The 17,914-nt window shown below is 65.7% G+C and carries 18 protein-coding genes; 14 read left to right on the forward strand and 4 right to left on the reverse strand.

Translation table 11 applies throughout. From position 1 onward, the window contains the following. Positions 1-423: 423 nt before the first annotated feature. Genes AC07XB_RS17965 through AC07XB_RS17990 form a run of 6 tightly spaced genes read left to right on the forward strand, consistent with a single transcriptional unit; the run spans position 424 to position 6,370 of the window. Positions 424-1,056, forward strand: a complete 633-nt coding sequence (locus AC07XB_RS17965; protein ID WP_492830621.1) for a TagK domain-containing protein — start codon at positions 424-426, stop codon at positions 1,054-1,056. Then, complete coding sequence (locus AC07XB_RS17970) at positions 1,046-1,882, forward strand: type VI secretion system accessory protein TagJ (protein WP_492830620.1); 837 nt, start codon at positions 1,046-1,048, stop codon at positions 1,880-1,882. The genes AC07XB_RS17965 and AC07XB_RS17970 overlap by 11 nt, the downstream gene beginning before the upstream one ends. Continuing rightward, on the forward strand, positions 1,875-2,405 hold the full coding sequence (gene tssE, locus AC07XB_RS17975) for a type VI secretion system baseplate subunit TssE (RefSeq protein WP_492830619.1): 531 nt from the start codon (positions 1,875-1,877) through the stop codon (positions 2,403-2,405). Before AC07XB_RS17970 ends, tssE begins: the two co-directional genes overlap by 8 nt. 4 nt (positions 2,406-2,409) lie before the next feature. Further along, on the forward strand, positions 2,410-4,290 hold the full coding sequence (gene tssF, locus AC07XB_RS17980; protein WP_492830618.1) for a type VI secretion system baseplate subunit TssF: 1,881 nt from the start codon (positions 2,410-2,412) through the stop codon (positions 4,288-4,290). Between the two features lie 2 nt (positions 4,291-4,292). Continuing rightward, positions 4,293-5,330: a type VI secretion system baseplate subunit TssG gene (gene tssG, locus AC07XB_RS17985; RefSeq protein WP_492830617.1), complete on the forward strand. Its 1,038-nt coding sequence runs from the start codon at positions 4,293-4,295 to the stop codon at positions 5,328-5,330. 2 nt (positions 5,331-5,332) lie between these two features. Continuing rightward, complete coding sequence (locus AC07XB_RS17990; protein ID WP_492830616.1) at positions 5,333-6,370, forward strand: type VI secretion system protein TssA; 1,038 nt, start codon at positions 5,333-5,335, stop codon at positions 6,368-6,370. Between the two features lie 208 nt (positions 6,371-6,578). Here the strand turns inward: AC07XB_RS17990 and sodB are convergent, their stop codons facing one another. Both sodB and xseA read right to left on the reverse strand, forming a co-directional pair. Then, entirely contained in the window at positions 6,579-7,160 is a 582-nt protein-coding gene (gene sodB, locus AC07XB_RS17995; RefSeq protein WP_006157940.1) for a superoxide dismutase [Fe], read from the reverse strand. Between the two features lie 153 nt (positions 7,161-7,313). After that, entirely contained in the window at positions 7,314-8,699 is a 1,386-nt protein-coding gene (gene xseA / locus AC07XB_RS18000) for an exodeoxyribonuclease VII large subunit (RefSeq protein ID WP_416047708.1), read from the reverse strand. Positions 8,700-9,763: 1,064 nt separating this feature from the next. On the opposite strand from xseA, the gene AC07XB_RS18005 reads away from it, so the two are divergent. The 7 genes from AC07XB_RS18005 to AC07XB_RS18035 all read left to right on the forward strand — a co-directional run bounded on the left by AC07XB_RS18005 (position 9,764) and on the right by AC07XB_RS18035 (position 15,089). Then, a complete protein-coding gene (locus AC07XB_RS18005) occupies positions 9,764-10,384 on the forward strand; it encodes a MotA/TolQ/ExbB proton channel family protein (protein ID WP_492813192.1) in 621 nt (206 codons plus the stop codon). A 6-nt stretch (positions 10,385-10,390) separates the two neighbouring features. Beyond that, a complete protein-coding gene (locus AC07XB_RS18010; protein ID WP_043344052.1) occupies positions 10,391-10,819 on the forward strand; it encodes an ExbD/TolR family protein in 429 nt (142 codons plus the stop codon). Between the two features lie 207 nt (positions 10,820-11,026). After that, positions 11,027-12,136 (forward strand): tetraacyldisaccharide 4'-kinase, encoded by a 1,110-nt coding sequence (gene lpxK, locus AC07XB_RS18015; protein ID WP_492830615.1) that lies wholly within the window; start codon positions 11,027-11,029, stop codon positions 12,134-12,136. Beyond that, positions 12,117-12,305: a Trm112 family protein gene (locus tag AC07XB_RS18020; RefSeq protein WP_043344047.1), complete on the forward strand. Its 189-nt coding sequence runs from the start codon at positions 12,117-12,119 to the stop codon at positions 12,303-12,305. The genes lpxK and AC07XB_RS18020 overlap by 20 nt, the downstream gene beginning before the upstream one ends. A 12-nt stretch (positions 12,306-12,317) precedes the next feature. Beyond that, positions 12,318-13,127: a 3-deoxy-manno-octulosonate cytidylyltransferase gene (kdsB, locus tag AC07XB_RS18025; RefSeq protein ID WP_492373334.1), complete on the forward strand. Its 810-nt coding sequence runs from the start codon at positions 12,318-12,320 to the stop codon at positions 13,125-13,127. Between the two features lie 360 nt (positions 13,128-13,487). After that, positions 13,488-14,153 carry an adenylate kinase gene (adk, locus tag AC07XB_RS18030; RefSeq protein ID WP_174426009.1) on the forward strand — a complete coding sequence of 222 codons (666 nt, stop codon included), beginning with the start codon at positions 13,488-13,490 and terminating at the stop codon, positions 14,151-14,153. A gap of 177 nt (positions 14,154-14,330) precedes the next feature. Beyond that, on the forward strand, positions 14,331-15,089 hold the full coding sequence (locus tag AC07XB_RS18035) for a 3-hydroxyacyl-CoA dehydrogenase (RefSeq protein WP_492373333.1): 759 nt from the start codon (positions 14,331-14,333) through the stop codon (positions 15,087-15,089). A 28-nt stretch (positions 15,090-15,117) separates the two neighbouring features. Here the strand turns inward: AC07XB_RS18035 and AC07XB_RS18040 are convergent, their stop codons facing one another. Beyond that, positions 15,118-15,927: a helix-turn-helix transcriptional regulator gene (locus tag AC07XB_RS18040; protein WP_492373332.1), complete on the reverse strand. Its 810-nt coding sequence runs from the start codon at positions 15,925-15,927 to the stop codon at positions 15,118-15,120. 218 nt (positions 15,928-16,145) lie between these two features. On the opposite strand from AC07XB_RS18040, the gene AC07XB_RS18045 reads away from it, so the two are divergent. Beyond that, positions 16,146-16,904 (forward strand): class I SAM-dependent methyltransferase, encoded by a 759-nt coding sequence (locus tag AC07XB_RS18045; RefSeq protein ID WP_492830614.1) that lies wholly within the window; start codon positions 16,146-16,148, stop codon positions 16,902-16,904. 56 nt (positions 16,905-16,960) lie between these two features. Here the strand turns inward: AC07XB_RS18045 and AC07XB_RS18050 are convergent, their stop codons facing one another. Next, complete coding sequence (locus tag AC07XB_RS18050; RefSeq protein ID WP_492373330.1) at positions 16,961-17,869, reverse strand: LysR family transcriptional regulator; 909 nt, start codon at positions 17,867-17,869, stop codon at positions 16,961-16,963. Positions 17,870-17,914: the final 45 nt, after the last annotated feature.

Raw genomic sequence — 17,914 nt, forward strand, 5'->3', positions numbered from 1 at the left:
CCTTTTTAGGATATGGCAAAAACATTAGATGCGTAAACCCCTTCCGTGATCATCGCAGTGCGGCTTCCGTGACCAGACAGGAAGCCTGATCGCCGTGGATCCTTGGTAGTCAAATAGCCAAAAGTGACCAATACGTGTGCGTCTATCACGTCCAGCATGGAGGCGCAGTAATTTACGACGCTCACGAACCGAGACATGAAAGATTCGGAAATTTCCCAATATTGATTCCGAAAAATTTCGGCGTTTTATAGGACAATATCGGCGTTTTTATAGGACAAGTCCTAAAAACATTAGGACAACGGATCCTTAATTCAAAGCCATCGCGCAGACCGCAATTAATGACATCCGTTTGCATTTTGTCTAGCCGTGATTTTCGATTATCATCGGGTCCATTCCTGAACCTATCACTAGCGAGGCAAGGTCATGAGCGACTCGCAGCCCCTCCCGGCAGGGACCGGCGCCACCGACCCCGGATTCGACCGCGATAGCGATACGCCCTGGCCTTGGGATGCGCTCGGCGGAATGCACCCGGGCACTGCCGATCCGTTCTCGGTGCTGAGACCAGCCGCTGGCGAGCGCACAGCGCAAACTGCTGCCCCCGATCGGACTGACGTGATCGAGCAGCTCAAACGCGAGGCCGAGGCGGCGCTGCGCGATCCCGACTACCTGAGCGCCCACCCGGGGGCCACCACTGGGGCGGCATCGGTTGTACCGGCGGAGACCGCTCGGAACCCGCTGCAGAGGCTCGCACGCGAGGCCGACCATACCCACAGCTTGATGGACATGCTTGCCACCGCCGGCCACATCAACGCCCTGATTGGCTCCCCGCAGACCCTGGATGACTACCCGTTCTTTGTGATCCCGCCTGCGCCGGACGTGCTCTGGCTCTTCGCAGGGGACATCGTGCCCACCAGGCGCCGTGACGTCGCCGCTCCCCTTACCCGCCGCGAACACCACCTCGTCTCGATGGATAGCGCCTACCGCCCTGCACAGGCACAAACGCAAAAGCCAACGCCAACGCCAACGCCAACGCCGGAGCCCGATCATGGCGCTTGATACGCAAGCCCCCGAAAGCACACGCGACGCCGGGCTATCTTCAGTCCTGCGCCGAACCGGATCGGCCGCCGGCGCGCTCTGCGCAGCGGAAGGCCTGGTGCGCCTGCAGCCCGGCTCATTTGACTCCCGTTGGCAGCTATTCCAGTGGCTGTGCGTGGTTGGTGACTGGACGCGCGCGCTCCGGCAACTGCAGGTGGCCACGCAGCTCGCACCCGACTTTGCGCAAACCGCGCATGTCTACCGCGACTTGATCCGCGCGGAGGTGTTCCGGTGCGAGGTCTTCGCAGGCCGGCGCGCCCCCGGCACCCTGCTGCCGGCCCCGGCCTGGATGCCCGGGCTGCACGTCGCGCTCGTACAAACCGAAGCCGGTGACATCGCCGCCGCCGATAGCAGCCGCAACCTGGCACTGTCGGAGGTCCCGGCCTCGCCCGGCATGCACGACGGTGTACGCTTCGCGTGGATCACCGACACCGACACGCGCCTGGGCCCGACCTGCGAAATCGTGGCGGCGGGCCGCTACGCCTGGCTGCCTTTTGCCCAGATGCAAAAGCTTGAGCTGGCCGAGCCTGCCGGCTTGCTCGATCTGCTGTGGCGCCCGGCCACCGTGACGCTCTCCGACGGTGTGGTCAGCCGTGGCTTCATGCCGGTGCGCTACCCCAACTCTGAGCAGGGTAGCGACGCCATCCGGCTCGCCCGCGAAACCAACTGGGCCGAAGTGGGCGAAACCGGTGTCATCGGATTCGGCCAGAAGACCTGGATGACGGATGCGGGCGATGTGGCCATGCTCGATGTGGCGACCCTCACTCTGGTAGCCGGGCATGGCTGACCACCGCCCGCCGCGGGTACCACGCCGCCCGAATACGCAGCTGCTGCCGACGCTCTTTGACCGGCTGCGCGACGACGCGCCCCAACGGCAGACCGAAAGCGCGAACGAATACACCGTCACGCGCGCCCAGATGCGCGAGATCATCCAGCGCGATCTCACCTATCTGCTCAATACCACCAACCGCGAGGATGAGATTGACCGCGAGCGCTATCCCGCTGCCGCGGCATCGACGATCAACTACGGGGTACCACCGGTCGCCGGCAGTTACCTGTCCGAGCACAAGTGGAACGACATCGTCAACATCGTCAGGCGCGCCATCCTGGACTTCGAGTCCCGGCTCATTCCCGGCTCGCTGGACGTGAAGCCGCTTTTGAAGGAAGACGCGCCGCAGCGCTACAACACCCTGGTTTTCGAGATCAAGGGCCTGATCCATATGGACCCGTACCCGATGGCATTCACTGCCCAAAGCTCGCTCGACCTGGAAACCAGCCGGATGAGCGTCCAATCGATTCACACCACCTGACGCCATGGATCCGCAACTGCTCGACTATTACAACCGCGAGCTCGTCTACATGCGCGAGCTGGCCGGGGAATTCGCCAATCAGCACCCGAAGGTGGCGAGGCGCCTGGGCATGCATGGCACCGAGGTGGCCGACCCCTATGTGGAACGCCTGATCGAGGCGTTCTGCTTTCTGTCGGCGCGCACCCAGATCAAGCTCGATGCGGAGTTTCCGCGCTTTACGCAGCGGCTGCTGGAGGTGGTCTACCCGAACTACGTTGCGCCGACGCCGTCGATTGCTGTCGCACAGTTCCGCCCCAGCCGGATCGCGGGCAATCTTGCCCGCGGCGTGGAGGTGCCGCGCGGCGCGCAGCTCGATGCCGCGCCGGCGCCGGGCGAGAAGACGGCCTGCCAGTTCAGGACCACGCAACCGCTGACGCTGTGGCCGCTCGAAATCACCGAAGCCCGGCTCACTGGCATTCCACCGGACATTCGCGGGCTGGAGCGCTATGTGCCTGCCCACCTGACGGTACAGGGAGCGCTGCGCCTACGCCTGCGCTGCACGCGCGAGGCCAACTTCGATCAATTGCCCGGCCTGGACCAGTTGCCAGTCTATCTGTGCGGGGACGACCAGATCGCCTCGCACCTGTTCGAGCTCTTGCACAGCGCCGGCGTCGCCACGCTGATTGGACTGCCCGGCGCCATGAGCGAACGCCCCTACGCGGTGACAGAGGATGCCGTCAGCTATGTGGGCATGGGTCCGGGCGAGGGCGCGCTGCCGTTGCCGTGGAACAACTTCTTTGGGCACAACCTGTTGCATGAGTATTTCGCATGCCCGCAGCGCTTCTACTTCTTCGGCCTCAACAAGCTGGCACAAGGGTTCGGCCGGATCCGCGGCAAGGAGGCCGAGATCGTCGTGTTGCTGTCAAAGCCGCCTGGCAATCTGACCAGCCAGGTCGACCGGGATCAGTTCGCGCTCTTTTGCACACCGGTGGTCAATCTGTTCCCGAAACGCACCGATCGCATCGAGATCACACCCGGGCGCACCGACTTCCATTTGGTCGCCGACCGACAGCATCCGCTCGACTACGAAATCTACACCGTCAAGCAGCTATCCGGGCAAAAGTCCGAGCACAGCGCCAGCATCGCCTTTCAGCCGCTCTTTGCCACGCTGAACAGTGACGAGGGTAATCACGGCCGCTACTTTTCCCTGCGGCGCGAGCGCCGGATGCTCTCGGAGCAGGCTCGCAAGTACGGCACTCGCACCGCTTACGTCGGTACCGAGCTGTTCGTGTCGCTGGTGGACCAGCACGAGGCCCCTTACCCGGACACCTTGCGCTACCTGTCGGTGGAGTCGCTGGCCACCAATCGCGACTTGCCTAATCTGGTACCGCGCAATGGCCTGCACGACCTGACCCCGGCGGCATCCATCCCCGTGGACGGGATCGGCCTGATCCGCGCGCCGTCGGCACCTCGGCCACCTTATGCGGACGGCGAAATGGCCTGGCGGCTGATCCGGCTATTGGGCTTCAACTACCTGTCGCTGACCGACCTGGAACATCGCTCGGGCGGCCAGGGCCTGCGTGACATGCTGCGGCTTTTCGTGGCGAGCGACGATCTGGCGCACCAGGCGCAGATCCAGAGCCTGATCGGCTCGAAGGTGGAGCCGGTCATGCGACGGCTGCCGGGCAACGGCCCGTTGATCTACGGCCGTGGTATCCAGTGCCAGCTTACCGTGGACGAAGGCGGCTTCTCCGGCATCAGCCCATACCTGTTTGGCGTGGTGCTGGAGCATTTCCTGGCGCGTCACGTGTCGGTCAACGTCTTCACGCAGACCGAACTGCACTCGATGCAACGCGGCCTGGTGCATCGTTGGCCCGTGCGCATGGGCGGCCGTAGCGCCGTGTAGCCATGTACAAAGGACACGACGACAATGCGCCGCCAGCGCTAACGGCCACGGCGCCGGGAAGCTACGCCGGCCAGGCGCCGTGGAAGCTGAGCTTTCTGGGGCTCCTGCGGCATCTGTCCGCCCGGCACCCTGACTTGCCCCCGATCGGGCAGGCCAGCCGGCCGCGCGACGAGCCATTCCGGGCTGGCCAGCAGGCCGCGCTCACATTCGCGCCCCGCGAGATCGCGCAGGTGCAGCCGCTGCCTGACCGGCTCAAGGTGCAGTTGTTTGGCCTGGGCATGCTGGGGCCGAATGGGGCACTGCCGATCCACCTGACGGAAATCGTACGGGAGCGCAGTGAAACATACCGGGACAGCACCACCGCGGATTTTCTGGATCTGTTCCACCATCGCGCTTTCACGCAGTTCTACCGTGCCTGGGCAGGCTCGCAAGCCGCAGCGGGCCTCGATCGGCGCGACGACGAGGTGTTCTCCCGCTATATCGGCTGGCTGACGGGCAACGAAGCCGAAGAGATCGCGCACAGTCCCCTGCCCCCGCACGCGCGGCTCGCCGCCGGTGCGCATCAGGTGCGCGAAGCACGCAATCCCGATGGCATTGCGGCCACGCTCTCGCACTTCTTCGGGGTATCCGTCAGGCTGGAAGAATATGTGCTGCACTGGATCGCCATCGATCCGGCCGAACACAGCCGCCTGGGGCATCCGGGCGCCCCCAGCGTCATGGGGCAAGGCGCCATGCTTGGCGAGATGGTACCGGACCGGCAGCACAAGTTCCGCCTGGTGATCGGTCCGCTCGGGCTGCAGCAGTACCTGAACTTTACGCCCAACGGCCGGGACCTTCCGACGCTCATTGAATGGGTGCGCGCCTTCGTAGGCCATGAATTCGTTTGGGAAGCCGAGCTGCAGGTGATCCCTGACTCGGCGCCACCCGCCATCCTGGGCTCACAGGAACGCCTGGGCTGGTCTACGTGGCTGGGCGAACCGGATCGCAGCCGCGCCATCACCGGCATGGTGTTCGAGCCCGAACACTACGCGACACATTGACCATGAAAGCCAAAACCAAGCCCGTACCGGCGCCAAGACCTGAATTTCCCTTCCCGGAGCTGCTGGAACCGGTCTCTCCCGACAGGCCATGCGGCGATGACCTGGAGTACGACCCTGAATTCGTCGTGCTTCTGGCCAAGGCCGCTCCGAAGGCGGACGCACAGTACGGCGACTTCGTCAGTGAGCCGGAAGCCTGCAACTGGGCCGAGCTGGAGCGCGACTGCCAGCGCCTGCTCTTGCGAACGCGCGACATCCGCATTTTGGCGCTGCAGCTGCGGTGCCATACTCGGCTAGCCCAGACGGCCGGGCTGAGAGACGGCCTCGAGGCGCTGGCGCAACTGCTGACGAAATGGCCGGATGCGATCCATCCGCAGTTGATGGTCGATGGCGAAGCCGATCCTGCCATGCGCGCCAACGCACTGGCCGCACTGGCCGACCCGGACGGGCTGATGCGGGACGTGCGGGCGTTGACGATCACGGGCAATGCCGCACTACGGCTGCAGGTCCGGGACGTCGAGCGTTCGCTCGGTGTGCCACGGCCCGTGGACGCCCCGGCGCCGGAATCGGTGCGCCTGCAATTGCAGGATTTGCGCCAGCAGCACAGCCCCGCCCTCCTCGCATTGGACGAAGCCGCAGGATATGCCGCTGCCATCGACGACTGGGCAAAAGCCAACCTCCAGAACGACCGCCCTGACCTGAGCCCGCTGCTCAAGCTACTCGGCACGATGACGGGCAATGTCGTGGCCGCCGCCGCGCCGCGGCCCGATTTGAGCGTCGCGGCCTCGACAGGCGACGGTGCCGCAGGTGGTCTTTCCCCTATAGCGACCACCGAGCATGCCGCCGCCGCCATGCCGCGGGACCGCGATGCCGCCTTGGCCGGCGTGCGCACCGCTCGTCAATGGTTCGAACTACATGAACCCAGCAGCCCCGTGGCGCTACTGCTCAGGCAAGCCGAGCGGCTGACCGGCAAGCGCTTCGATGAAGTGTTCCAGGCAATCCCCGCCGAGCTGGTGGAGCGCTGGGCGCAGGACAATTCGTGATCTTCCAACCGTTCGGGGAGCGCATCGTTCGATGCATCTTTAAGTATGCTCGGAGACACCAGAATGTATTGTTTCGAGCGACTGCCGCGGTCGCCGGCATGGGTAGCGCCCCCAACGCTGGCACGTGTCCGCCATCGAGACAAAAAAAAGCCCCTGAATCCCAGGGGCCATTTTTCAATGTCTTGTGCAGCGGCAACCGCTCGCCAGATCAACCAGCGAAGTTCTTGCTGGCGAAGTCCCAGTTCACGACGTTCCAGAATGCCTCGACATACTTCGGGCGGGCATTGCGGTAGTCGATGTAGTAAGCGTGTTCCCACACGTCGCAGGTCAGCAGCGGCTTGGCGTCGGTGGTCAGCGGGGTAGCGGCGTTGGAGGTCGAGACCAGGTCCAGCGAGCCGTCGGCCTTCTTCACCAGCCAGGCCCAGCCCGAACCGAAGGTGCCGACCGCGGTCTTGGTGAATTCTTCCTTGAACTTGTCGAAGGAGCCGAACTTGGCGTTGATGGCATCGGCCAGCGCGCCGGTCGGTTGGCCGCCGCCGTTGGGCTTGAGCGAGTCCCAGTAGAAGGTGTGGTTCCACACCTGGGCAGCGTTGTTGAAGATGCCGCCGGAGGACTTCTTGACGATCTCTTCGAGCGTCGAGTTTTCGAACTCGGTGCCCTTGATCAGGTTGTTCAGGTTGGTGACGTAGGTCTGGTGGTGCTTGTCGTGGTGGAACTCCAGGGTCTCCTTGGAGATGTGCGGAGCGAGCGCATCATGAGCGTAAGGCAGCGGGGGGAGAGTATGTTCCATTGTTCTGTCTCTTTCTGTGGGGTTGAAGATCAGGAATTGTCGATTGTAGGGGACTTGCCATACCCGCGCAAACGCGGCAAACAAAGCCCCTTCGATCATATTAGTTTGATCGATATGCAAGCGCTGTCGGCGGTCCGCCGACGCGCGCCGGGCTTAGCGTTCCACCAGCCGGGGCTGAACGCTGGCGAGGCTGGCATCGGCCACGCCTTCGGCCAGGTGGACTTCGATCACGGTGCCCGCGCGCAGCTCCGACGGTGAGCGCAAGGCGCGTCCGCGCTGGTCCAGCAGCACGGCATAGCCGCGCTCCAGGGTGCGCTGCGGCGCCAGCACCTCGAGCGTGCCGGCGGCACGCTGCCAGCGCTGGCCGGCGCGCTCAACCTGGCGCTGCGTGGCGTCGCGCAGGCGCAGCGCGGTGCGGCGCAACTCGGCCTGGGCCTGGGCCAGATCGGGCCGGCCAGCCGCCCAGCGCATGGCCAGCACCTGCTGGCGGTGCCGCTGGGCGGCCACGGTATCGCGCAGCGCGGAGCGCAGGTGACGCATGAGGTTGTCGACCTGCAGGCGGCGCTCCTGCAGCTGCGCTTGCGGGCTGCGCAGGCGGCGGGCCAGCCAGTCGAGGTTCTGGGCGCGCCGGTCGAGCTGGCGCTGCATGCACTGGGCCAGCGCGTCGCGCGCGCGGCTGGCTTGCATCAGCATATGGCTGCGGTCCGGGCTGACCAGCTCGGCGGCGCCGGTGGGCGTGGGCGCGCGCACGTCGGCGACGAAGTCGGCGATGGTGAAATCGGTCTCGTGGCCCACGCCGGAGACCACCGGCACGGCGCAGCGCGCAATGGCCTGCGCCACGCTCTCCTCATTGAACGACCACAGGTCCTCGATGCTGCCGCCGCCGCGGCACAGGATCAACACATCGCATTCGTTGCGCTCGCTGGCGGTGTCGATCATGGCGGCGATCTTCGCCGCAGCGCCGGCGCCCTGTACCGGCACCGGGTAAACCACGACGGGCACATGCGGGGCGCGCCGGCGCAGCGTGCTGATCACGTCGCGCAGGGCCGCCGCCTGCAGCGAGGTGATCACGCCAATGGTGCGGGCGTGGACTGGCAGCGGCCGCTTGCGCTCGGGCGCGAACAGCCCGGCCTGCGAGAGCTTTTCCTTCAGGCGCAGGAATGCCTCGTACAGATTGCCAAGGCCGGCGCGGCGCATGCCCTCCACGCCGAGCTGCAACTCGCCGCGCGCCTCGTACATGGATACGAGCGCCCGCACCTCGACCGCCTCGCCCTCGCGCGGCGTGAAGTCGACATGCTGGTTGCGCCCGCGGAACATCACGCAGCGGATCTGGGCGCGCGCATCCTTGAGCGAGAAATACCAGTGGCCGCTGGCGGCGCGTGTGAAATTTGAGATTTCGCCCCGGACCCAGGTCAGCGGGAAACTACGTTCCAGTACCTGGGCGATCGCGTGGTTCAGCTCTCCGACGGGAATCGCCTCACGCGCCCCGGGAGGGGCCATAGGCTGGGTTTCACGCGAAAAGTTCAGCGGTTCTGACATGGCGCACGGCCGGGCAAGCGGCGTGGAATTGACATGTCCACAGCATAACTGGTCTGTCAAGTCTCTTGGGGTGGGGGAGGCAATAACCCCGCAAAGCCCCATGACTTGACACAAGCCTTTGATTCTTATGCGCTTTCGGCTGTCTTATTTTTTAGGCAATGTAAGCAAACCCCTTATGCGTCAAACACTTACCGGCCGCACCCCCGGCTTGTTCACAAAGTTATCCACAGGAACTCTGGACAACCTTGGGTAGAACGCGCTGCCTGTGGAGAACTATTTCCTGCCCGCCGGAAACGCCCATCCGGCAGCCAAAAGAGATCGCAAGGCCTCCTTGTCGCGACATGGCATGGCCATGTCCTGAGCATGAGCACGGAGACTGGAAAACACCGTACAAATGGCTGTTGCCCATTTTTTAATCAGCACGTATGAAGCGCTTTTCAATCAATGACTTAAGTAGCTTCTCAGATAGTTTTCCACAACCCGTCCACAAGACTGTCCCGGCGGAATGTGGAAAGGGGGAGACATGGCGGGATTTTTTCATTCACGGGGCGTTGGAGGCCCCCGCGAAGCCCATCTGGCGTGCCCTGCACATTATTTAGGCACTATGTATACTCACCTTTCCAATCAATGACTTAGCATTCTTTTCAGGCGTCTGTCCACAAACGGTCCACAGCACTGTCCTGTTTTAATGTGGATAGAGCGGACTCCGGTTTTGCGCGGTTCGCGCGCGCGCGGAGGATGTCCTCGTCACCCGCCGTTTGCCCGTTTTTTAAGCGGCACACAATTTTTCCTTATCAATCAGTGACTTGACCGCCTTGTCAGCCCTCTGTCCACAATTCATCCACAGCACTGTCCCTGTTCCATGTGGACATCCCGCCAGTCGCCGCCTCCAGCGCCTTGCGCGCACGATGCTCGGCAGACACACCGCGATGCTGCGTCTTGCCCCGCCCGGTGCTGCGGGTTAGAGTGGCGCCTGATTTTTTCGAACATTTTCGAACATAGCCAGCGCGCGCACGGCCGCGGCGCTTGGCATGAGCACACAAGCCGTTGACTCGGGGTTCCACGTGTTTTCCATCATTCAAGCTGCCGGCTGGCCGATCTGGCCCTTGTTGCTCGCCTCGGTCATCGCCCTGGCGCTGATCGTCGAGCGTTTCCTCAGCCTGAAGCGCAGCAAGGTGCTGCCGCCCAAGCTGTATGACGAAGCTCTGTCGGTGGCGCACCAGCGCCGCGCCACGCCGGAGGTGGTCAACACGCTGGAGCAGAACTCCCCGCTGGGCCGCGTGCTGGCCGCTGGCCTGCGCCATGTGGTGTTGCAGCCCCAGACGTCGCGCGATGCCGCCAAGGAAGTGGTCGAGGAAGCCGGGCGCGCCGTGGCGCACGAGCTGGAGCGCTACCTGAACGCACTAGGCACGATCGCCTCGGTCGCACCGCTGATGGGCCTCCTGGGCACCGTGATCGGCATGATCGAGATCTTCGGCAGCCAGGGTGGCGCCGGCGCCAGCCCCGAGCAGCTGGCACATGGCATCTCGGTGGCGCTCTATAACACCGCCTTCGGCCTGATCATCGCGATTCCGGCACTGATCTTCTGGCGCTACTTCCGCCGGCGCGTGGACGATTACGTGGCTGAGCTGGAATTCCGCGCCACCGCCTTCCTGGACGCCATCCTGCCGCAGCGCCGCGCCTGATACGCCATGCACTTCCGATCCCGCCAGCGGCGTGAAGAACCGGAGATCAACCTCATCCCGTTGATCGACGTCCTGCTCGTGATCCTGATCTTCCTGATGATCACGACCACGTACTCGCGCTATACCGAGCTGCAGATCCAGCTGCCGACCGCCGACGCCGAAAAGGCGCAGCAGCGCCCCGGCGAGATCGTGGTATCCGTATCCGCCAAGGGTGTCTATTCGATCAACAAGCAGGTCATGGACCAGCAGGACGTGACCAGCCTGGCCCAGCGCCTGCGCGAGGTAGCCGGCCCGGCCGATGGCCAGCCGCCCGTGCTGATCGTCAATGCGGATGCGCAGGCCACGCATCAGTCCGTGATCAACGTCATGGAAGCCGCCCGCCTGGCCGGGCTGCCCCGCCTGACCTTCGCCACGCAGAGCTCGCAGGCGCGCTGAGCGGCCCGGCGCGGGGATGCAATCCCCCGCTGCGAGCCGCACCTTGCGGCGGGCGCCGCAAGGTGCCCATAATGACTGGGTAGCTCGCTTGCGCGGCCTCGCGATGACGCGATGAGGCCATCGTGCCGGCGCGCCGTGCTACCGTCCCCGGCCCCACGCCTGCTCTTTTCAACGCAGCATTACCGCCCAGCCCTGCTTACCACGCCCATGCCCGCTCCCCGCAACACACTTGCCGACTTCGTGACCGCCCAGTGGCAACGCCGCGGCTGGTTCGCCTGGCTGATGCTGCCGCTGTCGTGGGTGTTCGGCCTGGTCAGCGGCTGGCGGCGCCTGGCATACCGGCGCGGCTGGTACAGCTCGACGCGCCTGCCGATGCCGGTGGTGGTGGTCGGCAACGTGACCGTGGGCGGCACCGGCAAGACCCCCGCGGTGATCGCGCTGGCCCATGCACTGGCCGAGGCCGGCCTGCGCCCGGGCGTGGTCTCGCGCGGCTACGGCGTCAAGCTCAAGCATCCGCGCCGGGTCAAGCCCACCTCGCAGGCCAAGGACGTGGGCGACGAGCCGCTCTTGATTGCGCGCGCCACCGACGTGCCGGTCTGGGTCTTCCCCGACCGGGCGCTGTGCGCGCAGACCATGCTGGTCTCGCATCCCGGCGTCAACGTGCTGCTGCTCGACGATGGCCTGCAGCACTACAAGCTGCAACGCGACTTCGAGATCGTGATGTTCGATTCGCGCATGGGCGGCAACGGCTTGCTGCTGCCGGCCGGCCCGCTGCGCGAATCGCTCTCGCGCCGTCGCGACGCCACCCTGATCAACGACCCGGACTTCCGCCCCAGCCCGAGCCAGCCGGATGTCTATGGCATGCGCCTGGTGCTGGACGATGCCTGGCAGCTGGCCGACCCGACCATGGCCAAGCCGCTGTCGGCGTTTGCCGGGCAGCGCGTGTTGGCCGCGGCCGGCATCGGCAACCCCGAGCGCTTCTTCGCCAGCCTGCGCGCAGCCGGCCTCGCGCCGGGCACCATGCCCCTGCCGGACCACTACGACTTCGCCGAAGACCCGTTCGCCGGCGATCCTGTCGCGCAAGCGGCCGATGCGATCCTGATCACCGAGAAGGATGCCGTAAAATGCGAGCGCCTCAGTGACCCGCTGGACCCGCGGATCTGGGTCGTCCCCACCACGCCCGTGATCGACGCGGGCCTGATCGAAAAAATTCGCCGCGCCGTCGCCGCGCATGCCCAGGCCGCTCCCACAGCGCCGGGCGCCGCGACCGCCGCCGGCCACACCAAGGAAACGCAAGATGGACAACCGGCTGCTTGAAATCCTGGTCTGCCCGCTGTGCAAGAGCAAGCTGGAACATGACCGCGCCGCCCAGGAACTGATCTGCCAGGTCGACAAACTGGCCTATCCGATCCGCGACGGCATTCCCATCATGCTGGCCGATGAGGCACGCCAGACCGTGCCGGGCCGGCTGGTCTCGCCGGAATAAGCGGCTCGCACCATGTCGCTGCCCGCTTTTACCGTCGTCATCCCGGCGCGCCTGGCCTCCACCCGGCTGCCCAACAAGCCGCTGGCCGATATCGGCGGCAAGCCCATGATCGTGCGCGTGGCCGAGCGCGCCCATGCCTCGTCGGCGCAGCGCACGGTGGTCGCCACCGACGCGCCCGAAGTGGCGGCAGCCTGCGCGGCGCATGGCATCGAAGCCGTGATCACGCGTGCCGACCACCCCTCGGGCACCGACCGCCTGGCCGAAGTGGCAACATGGCTAGGCCTGCCGGACGACGCCATCGTGGTCAATGTGCAGGGCGATGAGCCGCTGATCGAGCCCAGCCTGATCGACGAGGTGGCGCTGCACCTGGCGCACCATGCCGATTGCGCCATCGCCACCGCCGCGCATCCGATCAGCGAGATTGCCGAGGTGTTCAACCCCAATGTGGTGAAAGTGGTGTGCGATGCCGCCGGCCGCGCGCTGTATTTCTCCCGCGCGCCGATCCCCTGGGCCCGCGACGCCTGGGCCGGCGTGCCGGCCGCGGCGGCAGCCACCGCCCAGGTGGCATTACCGGCCATGCCGGTATTGCGCCATATCGGCCTGTACGCCTACCGCGCCGGATTCCTGCGGCGCTTTCCCACGCTGGCGCTGTCGCCGGTGGAGCAGACGGAAGCCCTGGAGCAGCTGCGTGCGATGTGGCATGGCGAGCGCATCGGCGTGCTGGAAACAGCGGCTGTGCCCGCGCCGGGCGTTGACACGCAGGCCGACCTGGACCGCGTGCGTGCGCTTTGGGCGCAGGCCATGGCGCAGGAAGGCCCCTGAGCGCACTTGGCGATGGCCGCCGGCTGCGGCGGTCATCGCATGACTTACGACATAAGTCATGACAGATGTCACCGCAGCGGCAAGCCGATTTCGCGCCGCCTCATGGCATAATGCTTGACGATACAGAGCCGTCGGGCGCCCGGGCGCCCGGCCAAGGCTCGGTGGGGAGATGAAAAGTGAGCCCGATCGGTACCCGCCCGCCGCCAGCGGCAGAGGCGTCAGCGTGCCGGTCGTCAACAGACCAGACTCCGACCTGAGGCGCGCCGTCCCGACGGCGTTGGTAAGCCTCGCGTCAAGTTTCGGCGTTACCCTCCTTCCATTCCCCCTGCCATACAAGATTCAAAACTCTGAGGACCCGTAATGCGTTTGATCCTGTTGGGCGCGCCTGGCGCCGGCAAAGGCACGCAAGCCCAGTTCATCTGCGAGAAGTTCGGCATCCCCCAAATCTCCACTGGCGACATGCTGCGCGCCGCGGTGAAGGCTGGCACGCCGCTAGGCGTGGCCGCCAAGAAGGTGATGGACGCAGGTGGCCTGGTGTCGGACGACATCATCATCGGCCTGGTCAAGGACCGCCTGCAGGCGGCCGATTGCAAGGACGGCTATCTGTTCGATGGCTTCCCGCGCACCATTCCGCAGGCCGAGGCCATGAAGGAAGCGGGCGTGGCGATCGACTACGTGCTGGAAATCGACGTGCCCTTCGATGCCATCATCGAGCGCATGAGCGGGCGCCGCGTGCACGTGGCATCGGGCCGCACCTACCACGTCAAGTACAACCCGCCCAAGGTGGAAGGCGTGGACGACATCACCGGCGAAGCGCTGATCCAGCGCGACGACGACAAGGAAGAGACCGTCAAGAAGCGCCTCGACGTCTACTCCCAGCAAACCCGTCCGCTGGTGGATTACTACTCCAAGTGGGCCGCCAATGGCGACGCCGCCGCCAAGGTGGCACCGCCGCAGTACCGCAAGATCGCGGGCGTTGGCAGCGTGGAAGATATCACTTCGCGTGTGTTCGAAGCACTGAAGTAAGCCGCGCATTCAGCGCTGCAGGTAAAAAAGGCGACCCTCGGGTCGCCTTTTTTATTGCCGCCGCCATCCGCGGAGATAGCATCGCCGAATTGACGTTTACGTAAACGTTATGCCAACATGCCGTATCTGCAGCGCCAGAAAACCATGAGACCACACATCCAAGCGAGGAAGACAACGATGGAAATCCGCGACAACGTATTTATCGTCACCGGCGGCGCCTCCGGGCTCGGCGAGGGTAGCGCCCGCATGCTGGCCGCCGCGGGCGGCAAGGTGGTGATCGCCGATCTTAACGAAGCCGCCGGCACCGCGCTGGCCGCCGAGCTGGGCGGGAAGTTCGTGCGCTGCGACGTCAGCAGCGAGGCCGACGGGCAAGCCACCGTGGCGGCAGCCACCGCGCTGGGCCGCCTGGCCGGGCTGGTCAATTGCGCCGGCATTGCCACCGCCAACAAGACGGTGGGCAAGAACGGCCCGCACCCGCTCGACGCCTTCGACAAGACCATCCGCGTCAACCTGATCGGCACCTTCAACATGATCCGGCTGGCTGCCGCGGCCATGGTGCAGAACACGCCCGACGCGGAAGGCGAGCGTGGTGTGATCGTCAATACGGCATCGGTGGCGGCCTTCGACGGCCAGATCGGGCAAGCCGCCTACGCGGCCTCCAAGGGTGGCGTGGTCGCCATGACGCTGGCCATCGCTCGCGACCTGTCGCGCGACGGCGTGCGCTGCATGACGATTGCGCCGGGGCTGTTCGAGACGCCGATGCTGCTGGGCATGCCGCAGGAAGTGCAGGACGCGCTCGGCAAAATGGTGCCGTTCCCGTCGCGCCTGGGCCGCCCGGCCGAGTATGCGAAGCTGGTGGGGTCCATCATCACCAACCCCATGCTCAACGGCGAAGTGATCCGGCTCGACGGCGCCATCCGCATGCAGCCGAAGTAACGCCGTCCCGGCCTTTGCCGGCCGCCCTTCACGCCGGCATCAGCATCACCAGCGTCAGGCCCGGCGCGGCAGCCGGCACCAGCGTGAGCTGCTCGAAATGCAACAGCCCGCGCACTGGATGCCGAAAGCCGCGGCGCCCGCCCTGCCGCTCTTCCACATCCTGCGACAGCCAGTCGACCCGGAACACCGGGCTCTGGGCAATGAGGCCCTCCACCAGCGCGCGCATCGGCGGATCGTCGGCATGGCGGATGCTGTGCGCGCGAAACTCCGACACCAGCCGCGCCGCCCGGTGCGGCCAGTCCTCCACCAATGCCTGCAAACCCGGCGATAAAAACATGCTGCGCAGCAGGTTGCGGTCTTCGCTGGCGGGATCGAGCCAGCCCACGAACAGGTCGGCGGCGGCGGCATTCCAAGCTAGCGCGCTCCATTGCCGGTCCAGCAGGTAGGCCGGGCCGTTGATGGCCTCCACGCTCGCGAGGACAGCTGCTGGCGCGTGTTCGTCCTGCGCCTGCATAGGGTCGCGCCGGCCCGCCAGCTCGAACAGGTAGGCCCGTTCCGCGCGCGACAGCCGCAGTGCGCCGGCCAGGCTGGCCAGCGCGCGGGCCGATAGCGCCACCGGCCTGCCCTGCTCCAGCCACGTCACCCAGGTGGCGCTCAGGCCGGCGAGCTGCGCCAGCTCCTCGCGGCGCAAGCCGGGCGTGCGCCGCCGCCGGCCGGGGGCCAGGCCAACTTCGGCCGGGGCAAGGCGCTCGCGGTGCGCCCGCAGGAAGCGGCCCAGCACAGCTTCGCGCGTGAGTTCGTGTGGCTTGGCGGGATCGGGGGGCGCGTATTCTGTCATGGAGGGCTGAGCGGGCAATGCAGATAGCCAGGTAAAAGCTCAAAAACTTAAAAACTAAAAAGCTGGTGCGTTTTATACCAGGATAAAACCCTGACTTGTACCGGGAAAACAGGCTGCTACAGTACGTCGAACCCGTTACGCGGGCAAGCCCCCGTCACTAATCCCCCGGTCCCCGGTCACCAGAACCCACTAGCGGCCATTGCCGCCAGGAGAGCCACATGCAACAACAAGAACTCGTTGCCGCCCAGTTCGGCGCCACCGCCAGCGCCTACCTCACCAGCGCGGTCCACGCCCAGGGCGCGGACCTGCAGCAGCTTGCACAGGAACTGGCGGCGCTGCCGGCGGCGCAGGTGCTCGACCTGGGTTGCGGCGCGGGCCACGCCAGCTTTGCCGCAGCGGGGGTTGCAGCGCAAGTGACGGCTTACGATCTGTCGGCGGAAATGCTGGCGGTTGTGGAAGGCGCAGCGCGCGACAAGGGGCTGGCGAACATCCGCACCCGCCAGGGCGCCGCGGAATCGCTGCCCTTTGACGATGCCAGCTTCGACGCGGTGATCTCGCGCATGAGCGCTCACCACTGGCGCAATGTGCCGGCGGCGCTGGCGGAGATGTACCGGGTGCTCAAGCCGGGCGGCAAGGTCGTGCTGATCGATATCGCCGGCTCGGACGACCCGCTGCCCGATACCTGGCTGCAATCGGTGGAGTTGCTGCGCGACCCGTCGCATATCCGCGACTACACCGGTACCGAGTGGAAAGCGATGCTGGAGGCTGCGGGCTTCACGGCCAGCGTCTCGCCGGCCTGGCGCATCGAGCTGGAGTTCGCCACCTGGGTGCAGCGCATGCGCACGCCGCCCGTGGCGGTAGCCGCCATCCAGCACCTGTGGCAACTGGCGTCGGCGGAAGTACGCGACCACTACCTCGTCAAGGCCGACGGCAGCTTTGCGCTGGAAGCGGTGATGGTCACGGCAACGCGCAGTTAAGCAGTTAAGCCGTTAAGGAGCTAAGCAGCTAAGCAGCCAAGCCAGGCGGGTGCCCTTCATTGCGCCATGGCCGGCTCGGCCGGCAATGGCAGGCTCTGTACCATCTGCCACACGGCGGCGGCCGAAGGCGACAAGGAGCGGTCCTCCCGGCAGACCATGACGATGCGCCGCTCCTCGCGCGGCGTGAGCGGCCGCCAGACCAGAGGAGACGCCGCCGGCAACGGCAGCGAGAACGAGGGCAGGACCGAAGCGCCGATGCCGGCCTCGACCATGCCAAACACGCTGGCCGAATGCCCCAGCTCCTGCACCACGCTCGGCGCCACGCCATGGCTGGCGAAAATGCGGTCGATCAGGGGCCGGCTGCCCGAGGCGAAATCCAGCAGCACCAGCGGCATGCCGTCCAGTGCGGACCACGGCACCGAGTCGGCATTGGCCAGCGGGTGATCACGCCGGCACACGAAGCAAAACGGATCGGTCGCCAGCGGCGCGATGGTCAAGCCTTCCGGCGCCAACGGATCAATCAATACGCCAAAGTCCACGGCCCCCGCGCGGATCTGCTCGAGGCCGTCGGCCTGCACGTTGTCGCGCACGCTGAGGCGGATATCCGGATATTGGCGCGCGCAGGTCGACACGTACAGCGGCATCAGCCGCGCGGAAATCGTGGGTGCACTGGCAATCACAACCCGGCCGCGATAACGCTCGCCAAGCTGGCGCGTTTCTTCCAGCGTATCGTCCAACTGGCCAAGCAGGCGCTCGATTGCAGGCGCCAGGGCCTGTCCCGCGTCGGTCACCACCACCTCCCGCGTGGTGCGGTCTAGCAAGCGCACGCCAAGTGCCTCTTCCAGCTCGGCAACGCCCCGGCTGACCGCGGGCTGCGTCAGGCCAACAGCGTCCGCGGCACGGCTGAAACTGCCATGCCCGACCACGGCGAGGAAGACCCGCAACTGGCGCAACGTGTAATTCATGCGTCTATGAGATGAATGGATGCGATAAATGAATTTGCATTCTAG

Source organism: Cupriavidus sp. GW821-FHT02F09 (assembly GCF_059421605.1).

Coding starts and splice junctions, on each gene's coding strand:
- kdsB (WP_492373334.1), top strand. CDS start 12,318: ATGTCGCTGCCCGCTTTTACCGTCGTCATCCCGGCGCGCCTGGCCTCC.
- AC07XB_RS18045 (WP_492830614.1), top strand. CDS start 16,146: ATGCAACAACAAGAACTCGTTGCCGCCCAGTTCGGCGCCACCGCCAGC.
- AC07XB_RS18040 (WP_492373332.1), bottom strand. CDS start 15,927: ATGACAGAATACGCGCCCCCCGATCCCGCCAAGCCACACGAACTCACG.
- AC07XB_RS18020 (WP_043344047.1), top strand. CDS start 12,117: ATGGACAACCGGCTGCTTGAAATCCTGGTCTGCCCGCTGTGCAAGAGC.
- AC07XB_RS18010 (WP_043344052.1), top strand. CDS start 10,391: ATGCACTTCCGATCCCGCCAGCGGCGTGAAGAACCGGAGATCAACCTC.
- sodB (WP_006157940.1), bottom strand. CDS start 7,160: ATGGAACATACTCTCCCCCCGCTGCCTTACGCTCATGATGCGCTCGCT.
- AC07XB_RS17970 (WP_492830620.1), top strand. CDS start 1,046: ATGGCGCTTGATACGCAAGCCCCCGAAAGCACACGCGACGCCGGGCTA.
- tssE (WP_492830619.1), top strand. CDS start 1,875: ATGGCTGACCACCGCCCGCCGCGGGTACCACGCCGCCCGAATACGCAG.
- AC07XB_RS17965 (WP_492830621.1), top strand. CDS start 424: ATGAGCGACTCGCAGCCCCTCCCGGCAGGGACCGGCGCCACCGACCCC.
- tssF (WP_492830618.1), top strand. CDS start 2,410: ATGGATCCGCAACTGCTCGACTATTACAACCGCGAGCTCGTCTACATG.
- tssG (WP_492830617.1), top strand. CDS start 4,293: ATGTACAAAGGACACGACGACAATGCGCCGCCAGCGCTAACGGCCACG.
- AC07XB_RS18050 (WP_492373330.1), bottom strand. CDS start 17,869: ATGAATTACACGTTGCGCCAGTTGCGGGTCTTCCTCGCCGTGGTCGGG.
- AC07XB_RS17990 (WP_492830616.1), top strand. CDS start 5,333: ATGAAAGCCAAAACCAAGCCCGTACCGGCGCCAAGACCTGAATTTCCC.
- xseA (WP_416047708.1), bottom strand. CDS start 8,699: ATGTCAGAACCGCTGAACTTTTCGCGTGAAACCCAGCCTATGGCCCCT.
- adk (WP_174426009.1), top strand. CDS start 13,488: ATGCGTTTGATCCTGTTGGGCGCGCCTGGCGCCGGCAAAGGCACGCAA.
- lpxK (WP_492830615.1), top strand. CDS start 11,027: ATGCCCGCTCCCCGCAACACACTTGCCGACTTCGTGACCGCCCAGTGG.
- AC07XB_RS18035 (WP_492373333.1), top strand. CDS start 14,331: ATGGAAATCCGCGACAACGTATTTATCGTCACCGGCGGCGCCTCCGGG.